The organism is Streptomyces sp. NPDC008163 (assembly GCF_042956885.1).
GTDB lineage: Bacteria > Actinomycetota > Actinomycetes > Streptomycetales > Streptomycetaceae > Streptomyces > Streptomyces drozdowiczii_A.
This window is the reverse complement of the sequence record NZ_JBIBHG010000019.1, coordinates 19844-33261: the sequence shown is the minus strand read 5'-3', so window position 1 is coordinate 33261 and position 13418 is coordinate 19844. Positions and strand designations below refer to the sequence as shown.

14 protein-coding genes are annotated in these 13418 nt (G+C 70.7%); 6 read left to right on the top strand and 8 right to left on the bottom strand.

From position 1 onward, the window contains the following. Nucleotides 1-41 precede the first annotated feature (41 nt). Nucleotides 42-1316, top strand: a complete 1275-nt coding sequence (locus tag ACFZAT_RS31745) for an alpha/beta fold hydrolase (protein WP_391269095.1) — start codon at nt 42-44, stop codon at nt 1314-1316. A gap of 96 nt (nt 1317-1412) precedes the next feature. On the opposite strand, the gene ACFZAT_RS31740 is transcribed toward ACFZAT_RS31745, so the two are convergent. Together ACFZAT_RS31740 and ACFZAT_RS31735 are read right to left on the bottom strand one after the other, a co-directional pair. Next, complete coding sequence (locus tag ACFZAT_RS31740) at nt 1413-1562, bottom strand: hypothetical protein (protein ID WP_391269211.1); 150 nt, start codon at nt 1560-1562, stop codon at nt 1413-1415. A gap of 89 nt (nt 1563-1651) precedes the next feature. Then, on the bottom strand, nt 1652-1819 hold the full coding sequence (locus ACFZAT_RS31735; protein ID WP_073969255.1) for a hydrophobic protein: 168 nt from the start codon (nt 1817-1819) through the stop codon (nt 1652-1654). A 218-nt stretch (nt 1820-2037) separates the two neighbouring features. Between ACFZAT_RS31735 and ACFZAT_RS31730 the strand changes: the two genes are divergently transcribed. Then, nucleotides 2038-2616, top strand: a complete 579-nt coding sequence (locus tag ACFZAT_RS31730) for a hypothetical protein (protein WP_391269093.1) — start codon at nt 2038-2040, stop codon at nt 2614-2616. A gap of 33 nt (nt 2617-2649) precedes the next feature. On the opposite strand, the gene ACFZAT_RS31725 is transcribed toward ACFZAT_RS31730, so the two are convergent. Continuing rightward, nucleotides 2650-3153, bottom strand: coding sequence for a lamin tail domain-containing protein (locus ACFZAT_RS31725; RefSeq protein WP_391269091.1), 504 nt, complete (start codon nt 3151-3153; stop codon nt 2650-2652). Nucleotides 3154-3449: 296 nt separating this feature from the next. Here ACFZAT_RS31725 and ACFZAT_RS31720 point away from each other — a divergent pair, with 296 nt between their 5' ends. Further along, a complete protein-coding gene (locus ACFZAT_RS31720) occupies nt 3450-4439 on the top strand; it encodes a DUF4872 domain-containing protein (RefSeq protein ID WP_391269089.1) in 990 nt (329 codons plus the stop codon). A gap of 51 nt (nt 4440-4490) precedes the next feature. Here ACFZAT_RS31720 and ACFZAT_RS31715 read toward each other — a convergent pair whose 3' ends face one another. Beyond that, a complete protein-coding gene (locus tag ACFZAT_RS31715; RefSeq protein WP_391269087.1) occupies nt 4491-5135 on the bottom strand; it encodes a hypothetical protein in 645 nt (214 codons plus the stop codon). Nucleotides 5136-5405: 270 nt separating this feature from the next. Between ACFZAT_RS31715 and ACFZAT_RS31710 the strand changes: the two genes are divergently transcribed. Further along, a complete protein-coding gene (locus ACFZAT_RS31710; RefSeq protein ID WP_391269085.1) occupies nt 5406-6959 on the top strand; it encodes an alpha/beta fold hydrolase in 1554 nt (517 codons plus the stop codon). 11 nt (nt 6960-6970) lie between these two features. Here the strand turns inward: ACFZAT_RS31710 and ACFZAT_RS31705 are convergent, their stop codons facing one another. Together ACFZAT_RS31705 and ACFZAT_RS31700 are read right to left on the bottom strand one after the other, a co-directional pair. After that, nucleotides 6971-8716: a protein kinase gene (locus tag ACFZAT_RS31705; RefSeq protein WP_391269082.1), complete on the bottom strand. Its 1746-nt coding sequence runs from the start codon at nt 8714-8716 to the stop codon at nt 6971-6973. Nucleotides 8717-8843: 127 nt separating this feature from the next. Next, nucleotides 8844-9503, bottom strand: a complete 660-nt coding sequence (locus tag ACFZAT_RS31700) for an MSMEG_1061 family FMN-dependent PPOX-type flavoprotein (RefSeq protein WP_391269081.1) — start codon at nt 9501-9503, stop codon at nt 8844-8846. A 332-nt stretch (nt 9504-9835) separates the two neighbouring features. Here ACFZAT_RS31700 and ACFZAT_RS31695 point away from each other — a divergent pair, with 332 nt between their 5' ends. Continuing rightward, the gene (locus ACFZAT_RS31695; RefSeq protein WP_391269207.1) at nt 9836-11698 is read left to right on the top strand and encodes an ATP-binding cassette domain-containing protein; all 1863 of its coding nucleotides are present in this window, start codon (nt 9836-9838) and stop codon (nt 11696-11698) included. A gap of 147 nt (nt 11699-11845) precedes the next feature. Here ACFZAT_RS31695 and ACFZAT_RS31690 read toward each other — a convergent pair whose 3' ends face one another. Both ACFZAT_RS31690 and ACFZAT_RS31685 read right to left on the bottom strand, forming a co-directional pair. Further along, complete coding sequence (locus ACFZAT_RS31690) at nt 11846-12355, bottom strand: tyrosine protein phosphatase (RefSeq protein ID WP_391269079.1); 510 nt, start codon at nt 12353-12355, stop codon at nt 11846-11848. Beyond that, on the bottom strand, nt 12348-12965 hold the full coding sequence (locus ACFZAT_RS31685) for an MBL fold metallo-hydrolase (RefSeq protein ID WP_391269078.1): 618 nt from the start codon (nt 12963-12965) through the stop codon (nt 12348-12350). Before ACFZAT_RS31685 ends, ACFZAT_RS31690 begins: the two co-directional genes overlap by 8 nt. 230 nt (nt 12966-13195) lie before the next feature. On the opposite strand from ACFZAT_RS31685, the gene ACFZAT_RS31680 reads away from it, so the two are divergent. Beyond that, on the top strand, nt 13196-13336 hold the full coding sequence (locus ACFZAT_RS31680) for a hypothetical protein (protein WP_391269076.1): 141 nt from the start codon (nt 13196-13198) through the stop codon (nt 13334-13336). The last annotated feature ends 82 nt before the right edge of the window (nt 13337-13418 follow it).

Here is a 13418-nt window from a genome sequence, read left to right as displayed (position 1 = left end):
TCCCCGCCCCGCCCCCGTACACCCCGCCCCAGGAGCCGGACTTGACCGACGACCAGATCACGTACCGCCACAGCGGCCTCGTCTGCACCGATCACACCCTCGACGTTCCGCTCGACCACGCCCGGCCCGACGGGCCCGGCATCTCCGTCTTCGCGCGGGAGGTCGTGGCCGAGGGCATGGAGGGCCGTGAGCTGCCGCGGCTGCTCTGGCTCCAGGGCGGGCCGGGCGGGCGGGCGGAACGCCCCAACGCGGCGGGCGCCTGGCTGCGCCGCGCCCTGAAGGAGTTCCGCGTCGTCCTCCTCGACCAGCGCGGCACCGGCCGGTCCACCCCGGCGGACCGCACCACACTGGCCGGCCGGGCCGATGCCGCCCGGTACCTCACCTATTTCCGGGCCGATTCGATCGTCCGCGACGCGGAGCTGCTGCGCCGCCGGATGCAGGGCGACCGGCCCTGGACGGTCCTCGGCCAGAGCTTCGGCGGCTTCGCCACGCTCACCTATCTCGGCCTCGCCCCCGAGGGCCTCGACCGGGCCCTGATCACCGGTGGTCTGCCCACCCTCACCGGGCACGCCGATGACGTGTACCGCGCGGCGTACCGGCGTACGCTCGCCGCCAACGCACGGTACTTCGAGCGCTACCCGCTCGACCGTGCCCCGGCCGAGCGCGTCGCGGCGCACCTGGCGGACCACGATGTCCGTATGCCGTCGGGCGAGCGCCTGTCGGTACGGCGGTTCCAGACGCTGGGGATCACGTTCGGCACGGCGTCGGCCTTCGACTCACTGCACTATCTGCTGGAGTGCGCCTTCGTCCCCGGACGGGGCGGGCCGGTCCTCTCCGACACGTTCCTGCGGGGCGTCGACTCCGTCGTCTCCCTCGCTCCGCGTCCGCTGTACGCGGTGCTGCACGAGGCGATCTACGCGCAGGGCGGCCGTCCCACGGCATGGTCCGCCGACCGGGTCCGGGCGGAGTTCCCCGAGTTCGACGCCTCCGCGGGCGGGCCGCTGCATTTCACGGGCGAGATGATGTACCCCTGGATGTTCGACGAGGACCCGGCCCTCGTCCCGCTGAAGGCGGCCGCGGAGGCGCTCGCCCACCGCACCGACTGGCCCGCCCTCTACGACCTCGACCGCCTCGCGGCCAACAGGGTGCCGGTCGCCGCGGCGGTGTACCGCCAGGACATGTACGTCGACCACGACCACGCGCTGAGCACGGCGTCCCGGGTGCGTGGTCTGCGCACCTGGGTCTCCGGGACTCATCTGCACGACGGGGTCAAGGCCGACCCTGCGGTCCTGGACCGCCTTCTGTCCCTGTCGTAGGGGAGTCACCGGGTCGCAGGGGAGTCACGGACGCGAAACGAGCCCTCGACTGCGAAGTCGAGGGCTCGTCCACGGCCAGGGACACGAGGTGGCACGTCACCGCCTGCGCGGCGCCCAGCCACTGCCTATCCCCGCCACGTGGAGGGCCAGTGCCGTGAGCCCCAGCAGCATCACGTTGGTCGAGGAGAAAACGTCGTTGGTGCTGATATCCGCAGCGTTGATCAGGAACGAAATGAAGAACAACACCGCAGCGACTATACCGAGCACGGCAAGCCCCTTTCGTTGAAGTGAAATTCCCTTTTACACCGTTGGATCAAGGCCGGTCAGTGAGTAATTCACCACCGGTACCAGCGACCCCGCTTGCCGTTGGCCGTCGGCCGGATCACGAATCCGAGGAGCCAGACGACCAGCACGATGACGGCGATCCACCACAGTGCCTTCAGCGCGAATCCGGCACCGAAGAGAAGCAGAGCGAGCAGCAGAACAAGAATGACAGGAACCATGTTTATCAACCTCCGAGACGTCCTGTGCCCCGGAGTCGCGGCTTCACTCACCTGATCTTACGCAAAATTTATGACTGCCGGTTTCGTGGCGGGCGCCGCCTGTTCGCGCACGCTGCCAAGGATTCGCGCACGCGATGTCAACATCTCCGCACGGAGTGCTGACACCCTCATAGCCGATCACCGCACCTGAACGATCCGCACCGGGGGAACGAAAGACCATGACCTCAACTCGCCGCGCCCTTGGCGTGATGACACTGCTCGTCGCCCTGAGCGTCGCCGCCTGCGGACCGGACGACTCCGACGCCCAAGGCGCACTCGCGAGCCCCGGCAGCGGCGGCTCCTCCGCTCCGTCCGCCAGGGCTTCGGGGACGACGGACTCCGGCGGCGGGCAGGAGGAGGACTGCGGAGAGCCGCCGTCCCTGCCTTCCGGGCACAGCCGGGTGAAGATCACGCTGATGCGTGATTCCAGCGGCTTCGAGGCCGCGGAGGCCAAGCCCCACTGCACGCCCAACGACTGGATCTACGGGGCCGACGAAACGGACCCGACCCAGCACTACGCGCTCCCCGACGACGTCGAGGCGCACCTTGCCCTGATGGACGGTCCCGGTCAGTGGAAGCAGGTCGACCACGAACAGCTGGCGCTGCACATCGACCGCTGCCACGCCCAGGAGATCGGCGCCCCCACCGACGACTACCCGCAGGTGGAACCGCCGTTCGGCTGCTTCGGCAACGTCTACGAGATCACCCTGGGCGCCAAGGGCGAAGTGCGGACCATCAAGGAGATCTGGAGCGTCTGAGACCCGGCCGGCCCCGCGCCGGGTCCTGCCGCGTTACCCGTGATAGGTGATGTAGCCGTTGCCGTCGCGGTCGTTGGCCTTCTTGGTGTAGGAGTGGACGTCCGCGCGGGCGCCGGAGGGCTTGTAGAGGTAGATCGTGTCCTTGTCGTTGTTCCAGATGAAGTTGCAGTTCTGGCGGTAGACGACGTTCTTCGCGTCCGAGTCGGTCCCCCGGTTGCCGCGGAGCTTCACGTAGTCGCCGGGCTGCAGGGTGTGGGACTTCGTGAAGGTGAACCTGTTCCCGGTGGCGTCCTTGACGACGTAGCCCTTGAGGTTGACCGTCGTGGTCCGCGAGTAGTTCTTGATCGTCAAGTATTCGCTCGCCGCGTTGCCGCCCGAGCACTTGTTGGAGTCACGCCCCGGTGCGTCGTACTGGACGCCCTTGATCTTCAGGACCGAGGAGTACTCGGCGGCCTGGGCAGGAGTGCCGGCGACGAGGCCGAGCGAGACGACCGAAACCACGGTTGCGGCGGCGGTCAGGGCATGACGGGTGCGCATGGCGATTCCCCCTTGGTGGTGCGGATGGAGCACCCCGGAGCCTACCGATAATGTGACCATACGGTGAACAGAACTTGGAGATTGTGCGGAGCGGGCACCCGGTACGCGTCGACTCCCTCGCCTCGTGTGCGCACACTCCGCGCGGAGGTTCCGGGCGCCTCGGCGAGGCCCAACACGGGCCCCCCACTGGGCCGTTGCTCCTACGAAGCCGCCCTCCGGCCTGCCCCGGCGGGCGTGATGGCGCTTCGCGGCCGCGCCGCTTGTCCAAGCCGCGTCCCGGGCTCAGGATGAGGCGCATGGTCATCCTTCAAGGCATCGAGTCGCGCGGCACGGAGCACTGTGAGACCACCGCGCTGGGGGTGCTGCTGCGGGCTGAGGGCGTCGATCTGTCCGAGGCCATGCTGTTCGGGATCGGGAGCGGCTTGTCCTTCGTCTACTGGGACAGCAAGGCCATGGGGTTTCCGTTTCTCGGCGGGCGGGTGAAACCGTTCGAGCTCAGCAGGGAGCTGGCGCCCCGGCTGGGTGCCGAACTCCTCGTCTCGGAGACCTCCTCTCCGCGCACGGCGTGGCGGAACGTCGTGGCGGCGCTCGACGGCGGGTCGCCCGTCGGGCTGCAGCTCGACAGCTTCCATCTGGAGTACTTCCGTACGAAGGTGCACTTCGGCGGTCATGTCGTGGCGATGTACGGATACGACGAGCAGGACGCCCACCTCGTGGACACCGGTGCGCAGGGCGGGGCCGTAACCACCAGCCTGACCTCACTCGCCGCGGCCCGGGCCGAGCGGGGGCCCATGACGGCCCGGCACCGGTCGTTCCGGCTCGCGCTCCACGGCAGCGCGCCCGTGCCGCTCAAGGAGTGCGTCGTACCGGCGATCGCCGGCTGCGCCGACGCCTTCCTCAACCCGCCCATCGCGAACCTGGGTCACCGGGGCATCGCCAAGGCCGCCCGGCAGGTGCCCAAGTGGCTCGACCGGCCCGGTGATCCGCGCGAAGGCGTGGCGCGGACCGCTGAGCTGATGGAGCGGGGCGGTACCGGTGGGGCGCTGTTCAGGAATCTGTACCGGGACTTCCTCGCCGAGTGCGGTGAGGTCGTCGCCGGCCCCCGTCTGCGCACCGGCCACGCCCTCTACACCGAGGCCGCCGGGTTGTGGACGCAGGTGGCGGCGCTCCTCGCGGTGGCCGGGCGGACCGGCGACGCGGCGCGGCTCGCGGAGGCCGGGGCGGTGCTCCGTGAGCTCGCACGCGTGGAGCACGAGGCGATGCGGGCGCTGAGCGCACTCGGCTGACAGCGCCCGGCGTGCGGGGCGCAGGCCGGGCGCTGTCGAGGCAGCGGGTGGTCAGCTGGTCCAGAGGACCGGGCTGTCGCTGTACGCGTCACCCTCCTCGAACGAGGCGACCGTGATGGGGTCGGTCTTCGTGGCGCTGAGCGAGCACGTCTCGTACGAGGCGCCCTTGGTGGTGAAGTCGCGCGGGGCCGTCTCGCTGTCGCACTCGCCCGGGAGGTCACCGATCAGGATGACGCCCGTGGGCGCGCCGCCCGCCAGCTTGCCGCGCAGCCGCAGCGACGAGTACGAGAGGTCGGTGCCGCCGACGTTCTCCACCTTCATCCGGATGTAATAGGGCGTCATGCCCTTCGCCTTGTCGCCGAAGGGGGCCATGTCGGCCTGGGCGCCCTTCTCGATCGCCGTGACCGTGACGGCGACCGTGCCCTCCTTTGACGTTCCGTACTTGAACGGCACGACCGCGCGGTCACCGACCTTGAGCTTCGTGCCCGGTGCGGCGACGTCACCACCGGGTGCGGTGGAAGCGTCGTCGCTGGGCTCCGTGGAAGGGCTTTCGCTGCTCGGGGCGGGCGAAGCCGGGGCGGAGGCCGAAGGCGATTCCCGCCCCACTGCCTCGCTGTCGCCGTTATTGCAGGCCGTGAGCCCGAGGCCCAGGGTGGTGAGGGCGACTGCGAAGACGATGCGTCCCTTGCGTATCATTTTGACCTAACTCGCGGTAGGGGCTGTGCTGTACGACAGCCGGAACGGACGTGGCGACACGGCGACGGCAGTGCGTCAATGAGGCGCGCCGCGCCGCCCCACTCACCCTGGTCCAGGAATGACACAGGCTCGTCCCAGCGACGGCACAGCCACGCGACGGGCCACGACGCCCACCCTCCCGGAAGCGGCTGTACGCTGCACACGTTCGACGGGCATCAGTTCGGGCGCGCGGGTACGGGGCGCGCCCAGGGGTGGGAACGCGGGGGTTCCATGAGTGACACGCATCCGGCAGGACGCCGCGGACCGGGCGTCCCGACCGGTGCGCGCATCGTCGTGGTCCTCGTCCTCATCGCGCTCGGGACGGTCGTCTCCTGGCTCCGGTACGACGCGCGGCACCCGGCCCCGGAGCCGCGTACGGAGTTCACCGCGACCAACCCGCCCTCCGGGCTGCCCGCAGCGCTCACCACACGTCAGCACCTCCGCTGGTCCCGCTGCACCGCTCCGGCGAGCGCGCGCGAGGGCTACGAATGCGCTGTCATGAAGGCCCCCCTGGACTACCGGAAGCCGGACGGCCGGACGATCGACGTCGCCCTGATACGCCTCAAGGCCACCGGGCGGAACAGCATGCGCATCGGTTCCCTCGTCCTCGACTTCGGTGGCCCCGGCGTGTCCGGCGTGAACGGACTGCCCGCGCGCATCCGCCAGTACGGGCATCTGCTCGACCGCTACGACCTGGTCTCCTTCGACCCGCGCGGCGTGGGCGCGACCATCCCCGTGCGCTGCGGGAAGACCGCGGACGACACCGGATTCGAGGGGAACGACGCCTGCGTCGAGCACTCCGGGGCGCTCCTCCCGTACGTCGGCACCACGCGCACCGCGCGCGACCTCGACCTGATGCGCTATCTCCTCGGCGACAAGCGCATGCACTACTTCGGCATCTCGTACGGCACGGCGCTCGGCGCGGCGTACGCCCACTTGTACCCGTCGCACGTCGGGCGGCTCGTCCTCGAAGCGTCGGTCGATCCGACCGTGGACCTCGACGAGGAGCAGGTGGCGCAGGTCGAGGCGGTCCAGGCGGCGTTCGACCGGTTCGCGGCGCACTGCGCGGCCCACATCCACGACTGCCCGACCGGCGACGGGCCCGAGGAGGCCGCCCGCCGCATGGCGCGTCTGGCCGACCGTCTGGAGAAGAAGCCCGCCCCGGCCGGCGGCGGCAGGACCTATGACGCCGACGACCTCGCGTACGCCGTCAGCGACCATCTCGCCCGTGGCACGGAGGGCTGGCCGCCCCTGGCCGAGGCGCTCACGGCGCTGATCGACCACAACGACGCCCGCCCGCTGGCCAAGGGCTCGGATCGCACCGGCTCCGCCGATCCGGCGGCATCCCCGCAGGACAGCAGCCGCGCCGCCCTGATCGCGATCACGTGCGCGGACTCCGGCCTGCGCCCCGGCGTCGAACGCCTCGACCGGGACTCGGGGCGCGTCGAGGCCGCGTCGCCCGTATTCGGCGCGGCCTGGTCCAGCGGCGTCTACCTCTGCTACGACTGGCCGTTCGCCGGGGAGCGGGTCACCCCGCAGGTGGACGCCGAGGGCGCGGACCCCATCCTGGTGGTCGGCGGCTCCGGTGACCCGGTCACCCCGTACACCGGTTCGCAGCACATGGCCCGCGCTCTGGGCGACGGCGTGGGCGTGCTCCTGACGGCCGAGGAGGAGGGGCACGGGACGTACCCGCAGAACCGCTGCGTCGTGAAGGCGGTCGACCGCTACCTCCGCACGGGGCGCACACCGGCCCCGGGGACGGTGTGCCGGGGCGACATGTCCTAGCCGTGGCGGCGTCAGCCGGTGCGACGCGCCTGCTGCATCGCGGTCAGCCGGGACACGTACAGGGCGGTCGCCACCACGGCGGGGAGCACGAGGATACGGAGGACCAGGCCCAGCCATGCGCCCTCTGCCATGTCGTACGTGTACCAGCTGTCATAGGAGTCGCTCAGGAACTCCGCCCCGTTGTCGTGCTGGGTGAAGTCGTCGGTGTCCGCCCACTCGTACGCCGCCACGTACCAGTACAGCGGCGACGTCACGATCGTGAAGACCGCGCATCCCCACCAGACGTGGAGCCGGGTCGCCGGTGCCATGGCGCCGCCGAGGGACGTCGGGCTGGAGGCGTGCCAGACATCGTTGGCGATCTGCTTGGGCAGGTAGAGGTTGCCCAGCGGAATGAACCACGAGAGGACGGCGAGCCGAGGCCCGTATCGCAGCCGTCCGGGGGCGAACTCCTCGGCGACCGACCGCATTTTGGCGCACCAGATCAACCAGGAGACGACGAAGGCGATCGCCGCCCCGGTCTGGATGTAGCCCCAGGGGTAGGCCGTGTCCTCGTCCATCTGCCAGGATCTCGAAACCGTGTCGCCCAGCAGGTTCAGCTGGGTGATCGTGGTGCCCAGCGCCGCCAGCCCGAACAGGGCGAGGGTCGCGTACACGGCCACCGTGGACGGGGCCGGGCCGTTGCGCCCGTTGCGTTCCTCGGCCAGGGTGCGCCCTGCCGTGCTGAGCGGGGGCTCCGGCTCCGCCGGAGCGGTGACGGGGGCGGTGACGGGGCGCTGGGCCGGAACGGTCAGGATCTCGTCCTCGGACGGCTGGGCCGGGGCCGGGCCGCCCTCCCTGGTCAGAACGGTGCCGGGGTCCTCGTGCTCCAGCAGCTGCGCCGCGTCCTGCCCGAGCCTGGCCAGGACCGGCGCGGGGAGCCACGGGCCGAGATGCCGGAACTGCGTCTCTTCACGCGTCCGGAGCGTGGCGAGCGACGGCCTGGCCTCCGGGTCCTTGGCGAGGCAGTCGCCGACCAGCGGGAGCAGGGCCTCCGGAACGCCGGTGAGGTCGGGTTCCTCGTGCACCACCCGGTACATGAGGGCGTGCGGGCGCCCCTCGGCCGTGTCGAAGGGGAGACGTCCGCCGGCGGCGAAGGCGAGGACCGAGCCCAGCGAGAAGATGTCGCAGGCGGTGGTGAGCCGTTCGCCGCGTACCTGCTCGGGTGCCATGAAGCCCGGGGAGCCGACGACCACCCCGGTGGAGGTCAGTCCCCCGTGGGTCGGGCCGTCCAGGGCACGGACGATCCCGAAGTCGATCACCTTGGGACCGTCGATGGTGATCATGACGTTGGAGGGTTTCAGGTCGCGGTGGACGAGCCCGGCCGCGTGGATGTCGGCCAGCGCGTCGCAGAGCCCGGATGCCAGCCCGCGTACCGAGCGCTCCGGAAGCGGCCCGTGACTGGCCACCACCTCGGCGAGGGTGGGACCGGGGACGTACGCCGTGGCGACCCAGGGCCGGTCGGCGTGCGGGTCGGCGTCGAGCACAGCGGCCGTCCAGTCGCCACCCACGCGTTGGGCGATGGCGACCTCCTCGGCGAACCGGAGCCGGAAGTCCGGCAGCGCCGCGAGTTCGAGCCGGATCGACTTGACCGCCACCATGCGGCCGCGAGGGGACCGGGCGAGATACACCACGCCCATCCCGCCCTCGCCGAGCCGGCCGAGCAGCCGGTAATCCGCCACGCGTACTGGATCGTCCGCCCGCAGGGCCCGCACAGGCACGTCCTCCTTCGACACCATGCGCCCGCGGGCGCACAAACGACTGGTCAGGCTAGAGGAGACGGCGCACGGGCGACGACGGTTTCACCGAACACCCTCCCGTCCTCCCGGCGGTCGGCGGGCGCCGCCGCTACTCGTAGCGGTACTTCAGTGAATCCGCCTCTGCCTGCTCGATGTCGGCGATCGTGAGCTCGGGCATCCGGAGCTGAGCGAGCGTCACCTCGGCGGAGGCCGGCTGGTCGTCCGCCGACAGCCACTGCTCCGGCTTCCAGGCCCCGCTGCGCAGAAGGGACTTGGGGCAGTGCGGATAGACCTCCTCGATGCCCACCACCAGCGCGCTGGCGGGCGGCTTGCCCACGGGGGTCAGCCGGTCCAGCAGTTCCGGGCGCGTGGAGACGCATGCCCGCCCGTTCACGCGGAGCGTCGTGGTGCGCCCCGGGACGATGAACAGCAGTCCGGCCCGGCCGGTGGCGATGACGTTCTGCAGGGTGTCCAGCCGCTTGTTCCCGGTCGCGTCGGGTATCGCCACCGTCCGCGCGTCCAGGACCGCGACGAAGCCCGCGGGTCCGCCGCGCGGGGAGACGTCGCAGCGCCCCTCCGCGTCCGCGCTGGCGACCAGGACCAGTGACGAGCAGGCGATCATCTGCCGTGTCTGCTCGTTGAGTTCGTCCGTCTGCTTGCGCAGCGCCGTTTCCTTCGGGAGTTCGTAGGCCCGGCGCAGCGCCTCGTGATCGCGTACGGCGTCGGCTCGGAACGCGTCGTACGCGCTGCCGGTAACGAGTGTCGTCATACGGCGACCTTACGGGTGTGGCCCGGACAGCCGCACCGTGCCCGCAATCCCCCGCAGGGGTGAGCCGACCTGATCGAACGAGTTTCAGCGGCGACAGCATAGAAGCCCCACGGTCTGACCCCTCCAATAGAACTTGCGTTCACTAAATGCCCTCCGATCCGGCCGTTACGGGACCGGATCCGCCGCGTTTTTAGAGCATCAGTGCCACATCGACGCCCAGACGGAGGAACGCCGTGCACCCCACCCCTCCCCCTCGCGACAGCCTCCAGAAATCGAACAACAGCGTCCCGGGACCCCGTACCGTCCCCTTGGCGCCCGCCCCCGGGGCGCAGATGCGTTACGTCGACCTCACCGGCAGCCGCGAGGCTGCCGGCCGGTCGATCCGGATGCGCGACATGGCCCGCCGCCTTCCGCAGCTGGTGCGCCGCTCGCTGGCCCTGGCCTGGCGGGTCGACCGGCGGGCGACCGTCGGCCTGCTGTTGTGCCAGCTGGTCACCGGGGTGATGCAGGCCCTGGGCCTCGTCGCCGTCGCGGGCACCCTGACGGCCCTGCTGCGGGACGGGGACGTCTACCACCGCCTCCTCGATGCGTGGCCGTCCGTCGCCCTGCTCGCCGGGGCCGCCGGAGTGCGCGCGCTCCTCGGCATCACCGTCAACTGGCTCTCCTCCAGGCTGGGTCCGCTGATGTCCCGCGAGGCCGAGCAGATGCTCCTCACCGGCTGCGCCGAGGTCGAACTGTGCGCGTACGACGACCCCGACTTCAACCGTGACCGCGAGGCCGCCGACCGCGGTGCCCAGGTCACCGGCGACCTGATCAACGAGGGTCAGGACCTGATCGCCTCGGCCGCCGCCTTCCTCGCCGGGGCCGTCGTACTCGCCGGTGTGCACTGGGTGCTGCTGCCCCTCCTCGTCGCGGCGAGCCTGCCGCAGGCCGTGGCCCAGGTCAGCGCCGCCCGCGTGCGCTACCTGGCCAACCTGCGCAGCAACGGCGACAACCGGATGCTGTCCGTGCTGCGCTGGCACATCTACACCAAGGACGCCGCCGACCAGATCCGCGCCGGCACCATGGCCGGGTTCCTGTCCGGCCGGTACCGGGACACCGTCGCCCGTATCAACGACGAGGACCGGGCCGCGGCCGACCAGGGCGCGCGGATGTCCCTGACCGGCGCGGTGTGCGGGGGGCTGGGGTCGGCGGTGGTGTGGGCGGCGGTCGTGTGGCTGCTCGCGACCGGGCGGATCAGCGTCGGCCACGCCGGTACGGCCGTCTTCGCGCTGCAGACCGCCGGCATGTCGGTGCGCGGCCTGGTGGCCGTCGGTGCGCGCGCCGTGCGGACGGGCCTCTACATGGACGACTGGACCGGCTTCCTCGACAAGGCGGGCGGCTTCCGCATGCGCCGGGGCCCGCACCACCCCGCGCCGCCGGAGACGATCGAGGTCAGGTCGGTCACCCACCGCTACGCGGGCAAGGAGCACGATGCCCTCTCCGAAGTCTCCCTCACCCTGCGCCGGGGCGAGGTCACCGCGCTCGTGGGCTTCAACGGCTCGGGCAAGTCGACGCTGTCGAAGCTGGTCAGCGGCCTCTACCTGCCCACCGACGGGAAGGTGCTGTGGGACGGCGTCCCCACCACCGAGGCCGACCCGCAGGCTCTGTGGCGGCAGGTCGCCCTCGTGCCGCAGGACTATGCGCACTGGCCGCTGACCGTCCGCGAGAACGTCACCCAGGGGCAGCCCACCGCGCGCGGCGACGCGGCGGTCCGGGAGGCGTGCGAGGCGGCCGACGCCGACGAGGTGGTCGACAAGCTCGGCGCCGGCCTGGATACCCTCCTGGCCCGCGAATGGCTCAACGGCGAGGAGCTCAGCGGCGGCCAGTGGCAGCGCATCGCCCTGGCCCGAGCCTTCTTCCGCCAGGCCGGGCTTCTGGTCCTGGACGAGCCGACGGCCAACCTCGACCCGCGAGCCGAGTTCCGCATCTTCCAGCGGCTGCGGACCCTGGCCCGGGACCGGGCGGTGCTGCTGGTGACCCACCGCATCGCGAACGTGGCCGTCGCCGACCGCGTCGTCGTGCTCGACGCGGGCCGCGTCGTCCAGGAGGGCAGCTACGCCGAGCTCTCCGAACAGCCGGGCCTCTTCCGGCAGTTGCTGTCCTACCAGATCACGTCCGAACCGGACGACGACGAGCACGAAGCCCCCGCGTGAGCCGCGCCGACGCCCCGGCCGACCGTGCGACGCTCCCCGCCCGGGTGATCCGGGCACACCGAGAGCACGCACCGCACGCCGCGAACTGTTCCACGAAGATCCGCGGGACGGGCCCCAGGACGGCCGCTGCCAGCGCTCGGGCCACCGCTACCCACCGGAAGCGACGAGCCGGAAGAGCTCCAGCGTCCACTCGCGCTGTTCCACGGTATCGGGCACCCGCGCGCCGCGGGCCCGTTCCATGGACGCCCAGGCGACCTCCGGCGTGGTTCCGTCCAGAATCAACAGGGCCACCGCGATCAAGGAAGACCGCCCGATGCCGCAGCGGCAGTGCGCGACGACATGTGCTCCGGCCCGGAGGCTTTCTGTGAGACTCCGCAGAACCGGCAGCACAACGGACATCGGCGGAACTGTCAGATCGGGAATGGGCAGCGAGACGAACTGCAGCCCCGCGGCCCGCGCGAGGCGGGGCTCATCGGCCAGGCCGAGCTCAGCACGCTCGGAGTCAGGAAGCGCGCAGACGAGAATGTCGGCACCCGATCCACGAAGGGCTGCCATATCCGCTGCCAGTTGCTCGCGGCCGCGGGGCCTGGCCATGGTGCTCAGGCGTCCCGGCTGCCGCGAGCGCGTGACGGTGAACAGGGCGAGCGGCTCATTCATCAGCCGAGGAGCACGGCGCGAGCCGTCGGTAGCGGCGACCGAACTCCTCGCCGAACCAGCCGTCCACGCTGCTCAACCCGCGCTCGTTGAGCTGAGCTTCGTGGATGCCGTACACCCTTTCGGGCATGATGGCGTGGACGAAGTCGATGGCGTCGTCCGTTCGCAGCCACGATGCCTGCAGGGGTACCAGCAGGCTCTTCACCGGCCGGTCGGGGACGTGGAGCGAGTCGCCAGGATGGTAGAGGCTGTTCTCCACGACGTAGCCCAAGTTCACGCAGTCCGGTCGTTCGCCATAGGTGGGCGCATGCCGACCGCCCTGGGCCCTGACCCGGAAACCGGCCGCGGTGAAGTCCTCGTCGGCCTCGACGCCGACGAAATCCAGACCCGGCATCCGCGCCGCCCTGGGCGCGTAGACGGGTACGCCCAGCCCCTTCAACCGCAGCAGGTCCACGTGATCGGCGTGTTCGTGGGTCACCAGGACCGCATCCGCACCGGAGAGCGCCTGCGGTTCGCTCCAGATGCCGGGGTCGATGACCAGTGTCCCGCCTTCTTCGTGTTCCAACCGGACACAGGAATGGGTGTATTTGGTAATGCGCACCCGGCCGAGCATACGGCGGAGGGCCTGTACGCGGTGCGTGTCAGGGCGGAGGGCGGGAGGCCCGCTTGCCGACGCGGCCTTGAGGCTGGGAAGCACATCCCTTCCGGTGATCGCGGGCGAGGAACAGGCGCATGCAAGGTGCTAGTCCAAGACGCCTTCAAAGGGTCAACATCGAGCAACTTCTTTGCTAAATAAGTCATTTCTGTTGTCGCGAGACAGGCCCCGGCGGTAGCGTCCGAGCCATGGACACATCAAAGTCGAACGTCGAGGAGCCGGCCGATCTGGCCGAGCTGGAGTTCTCCCCCATCCCCCTGGAGGATGCCAATGACCTGGATGACCGCGTGTACCTGCTCGGCGTCCGTTCAGAGTTCGTAGAGCGGTAACGTCCGATCCCCGTGCATGCCTCGGACCGTGTTCCGGGCATGCCGTCCGCGGAGGTTCGCCGGCGCCGTCGGTATCGAACCT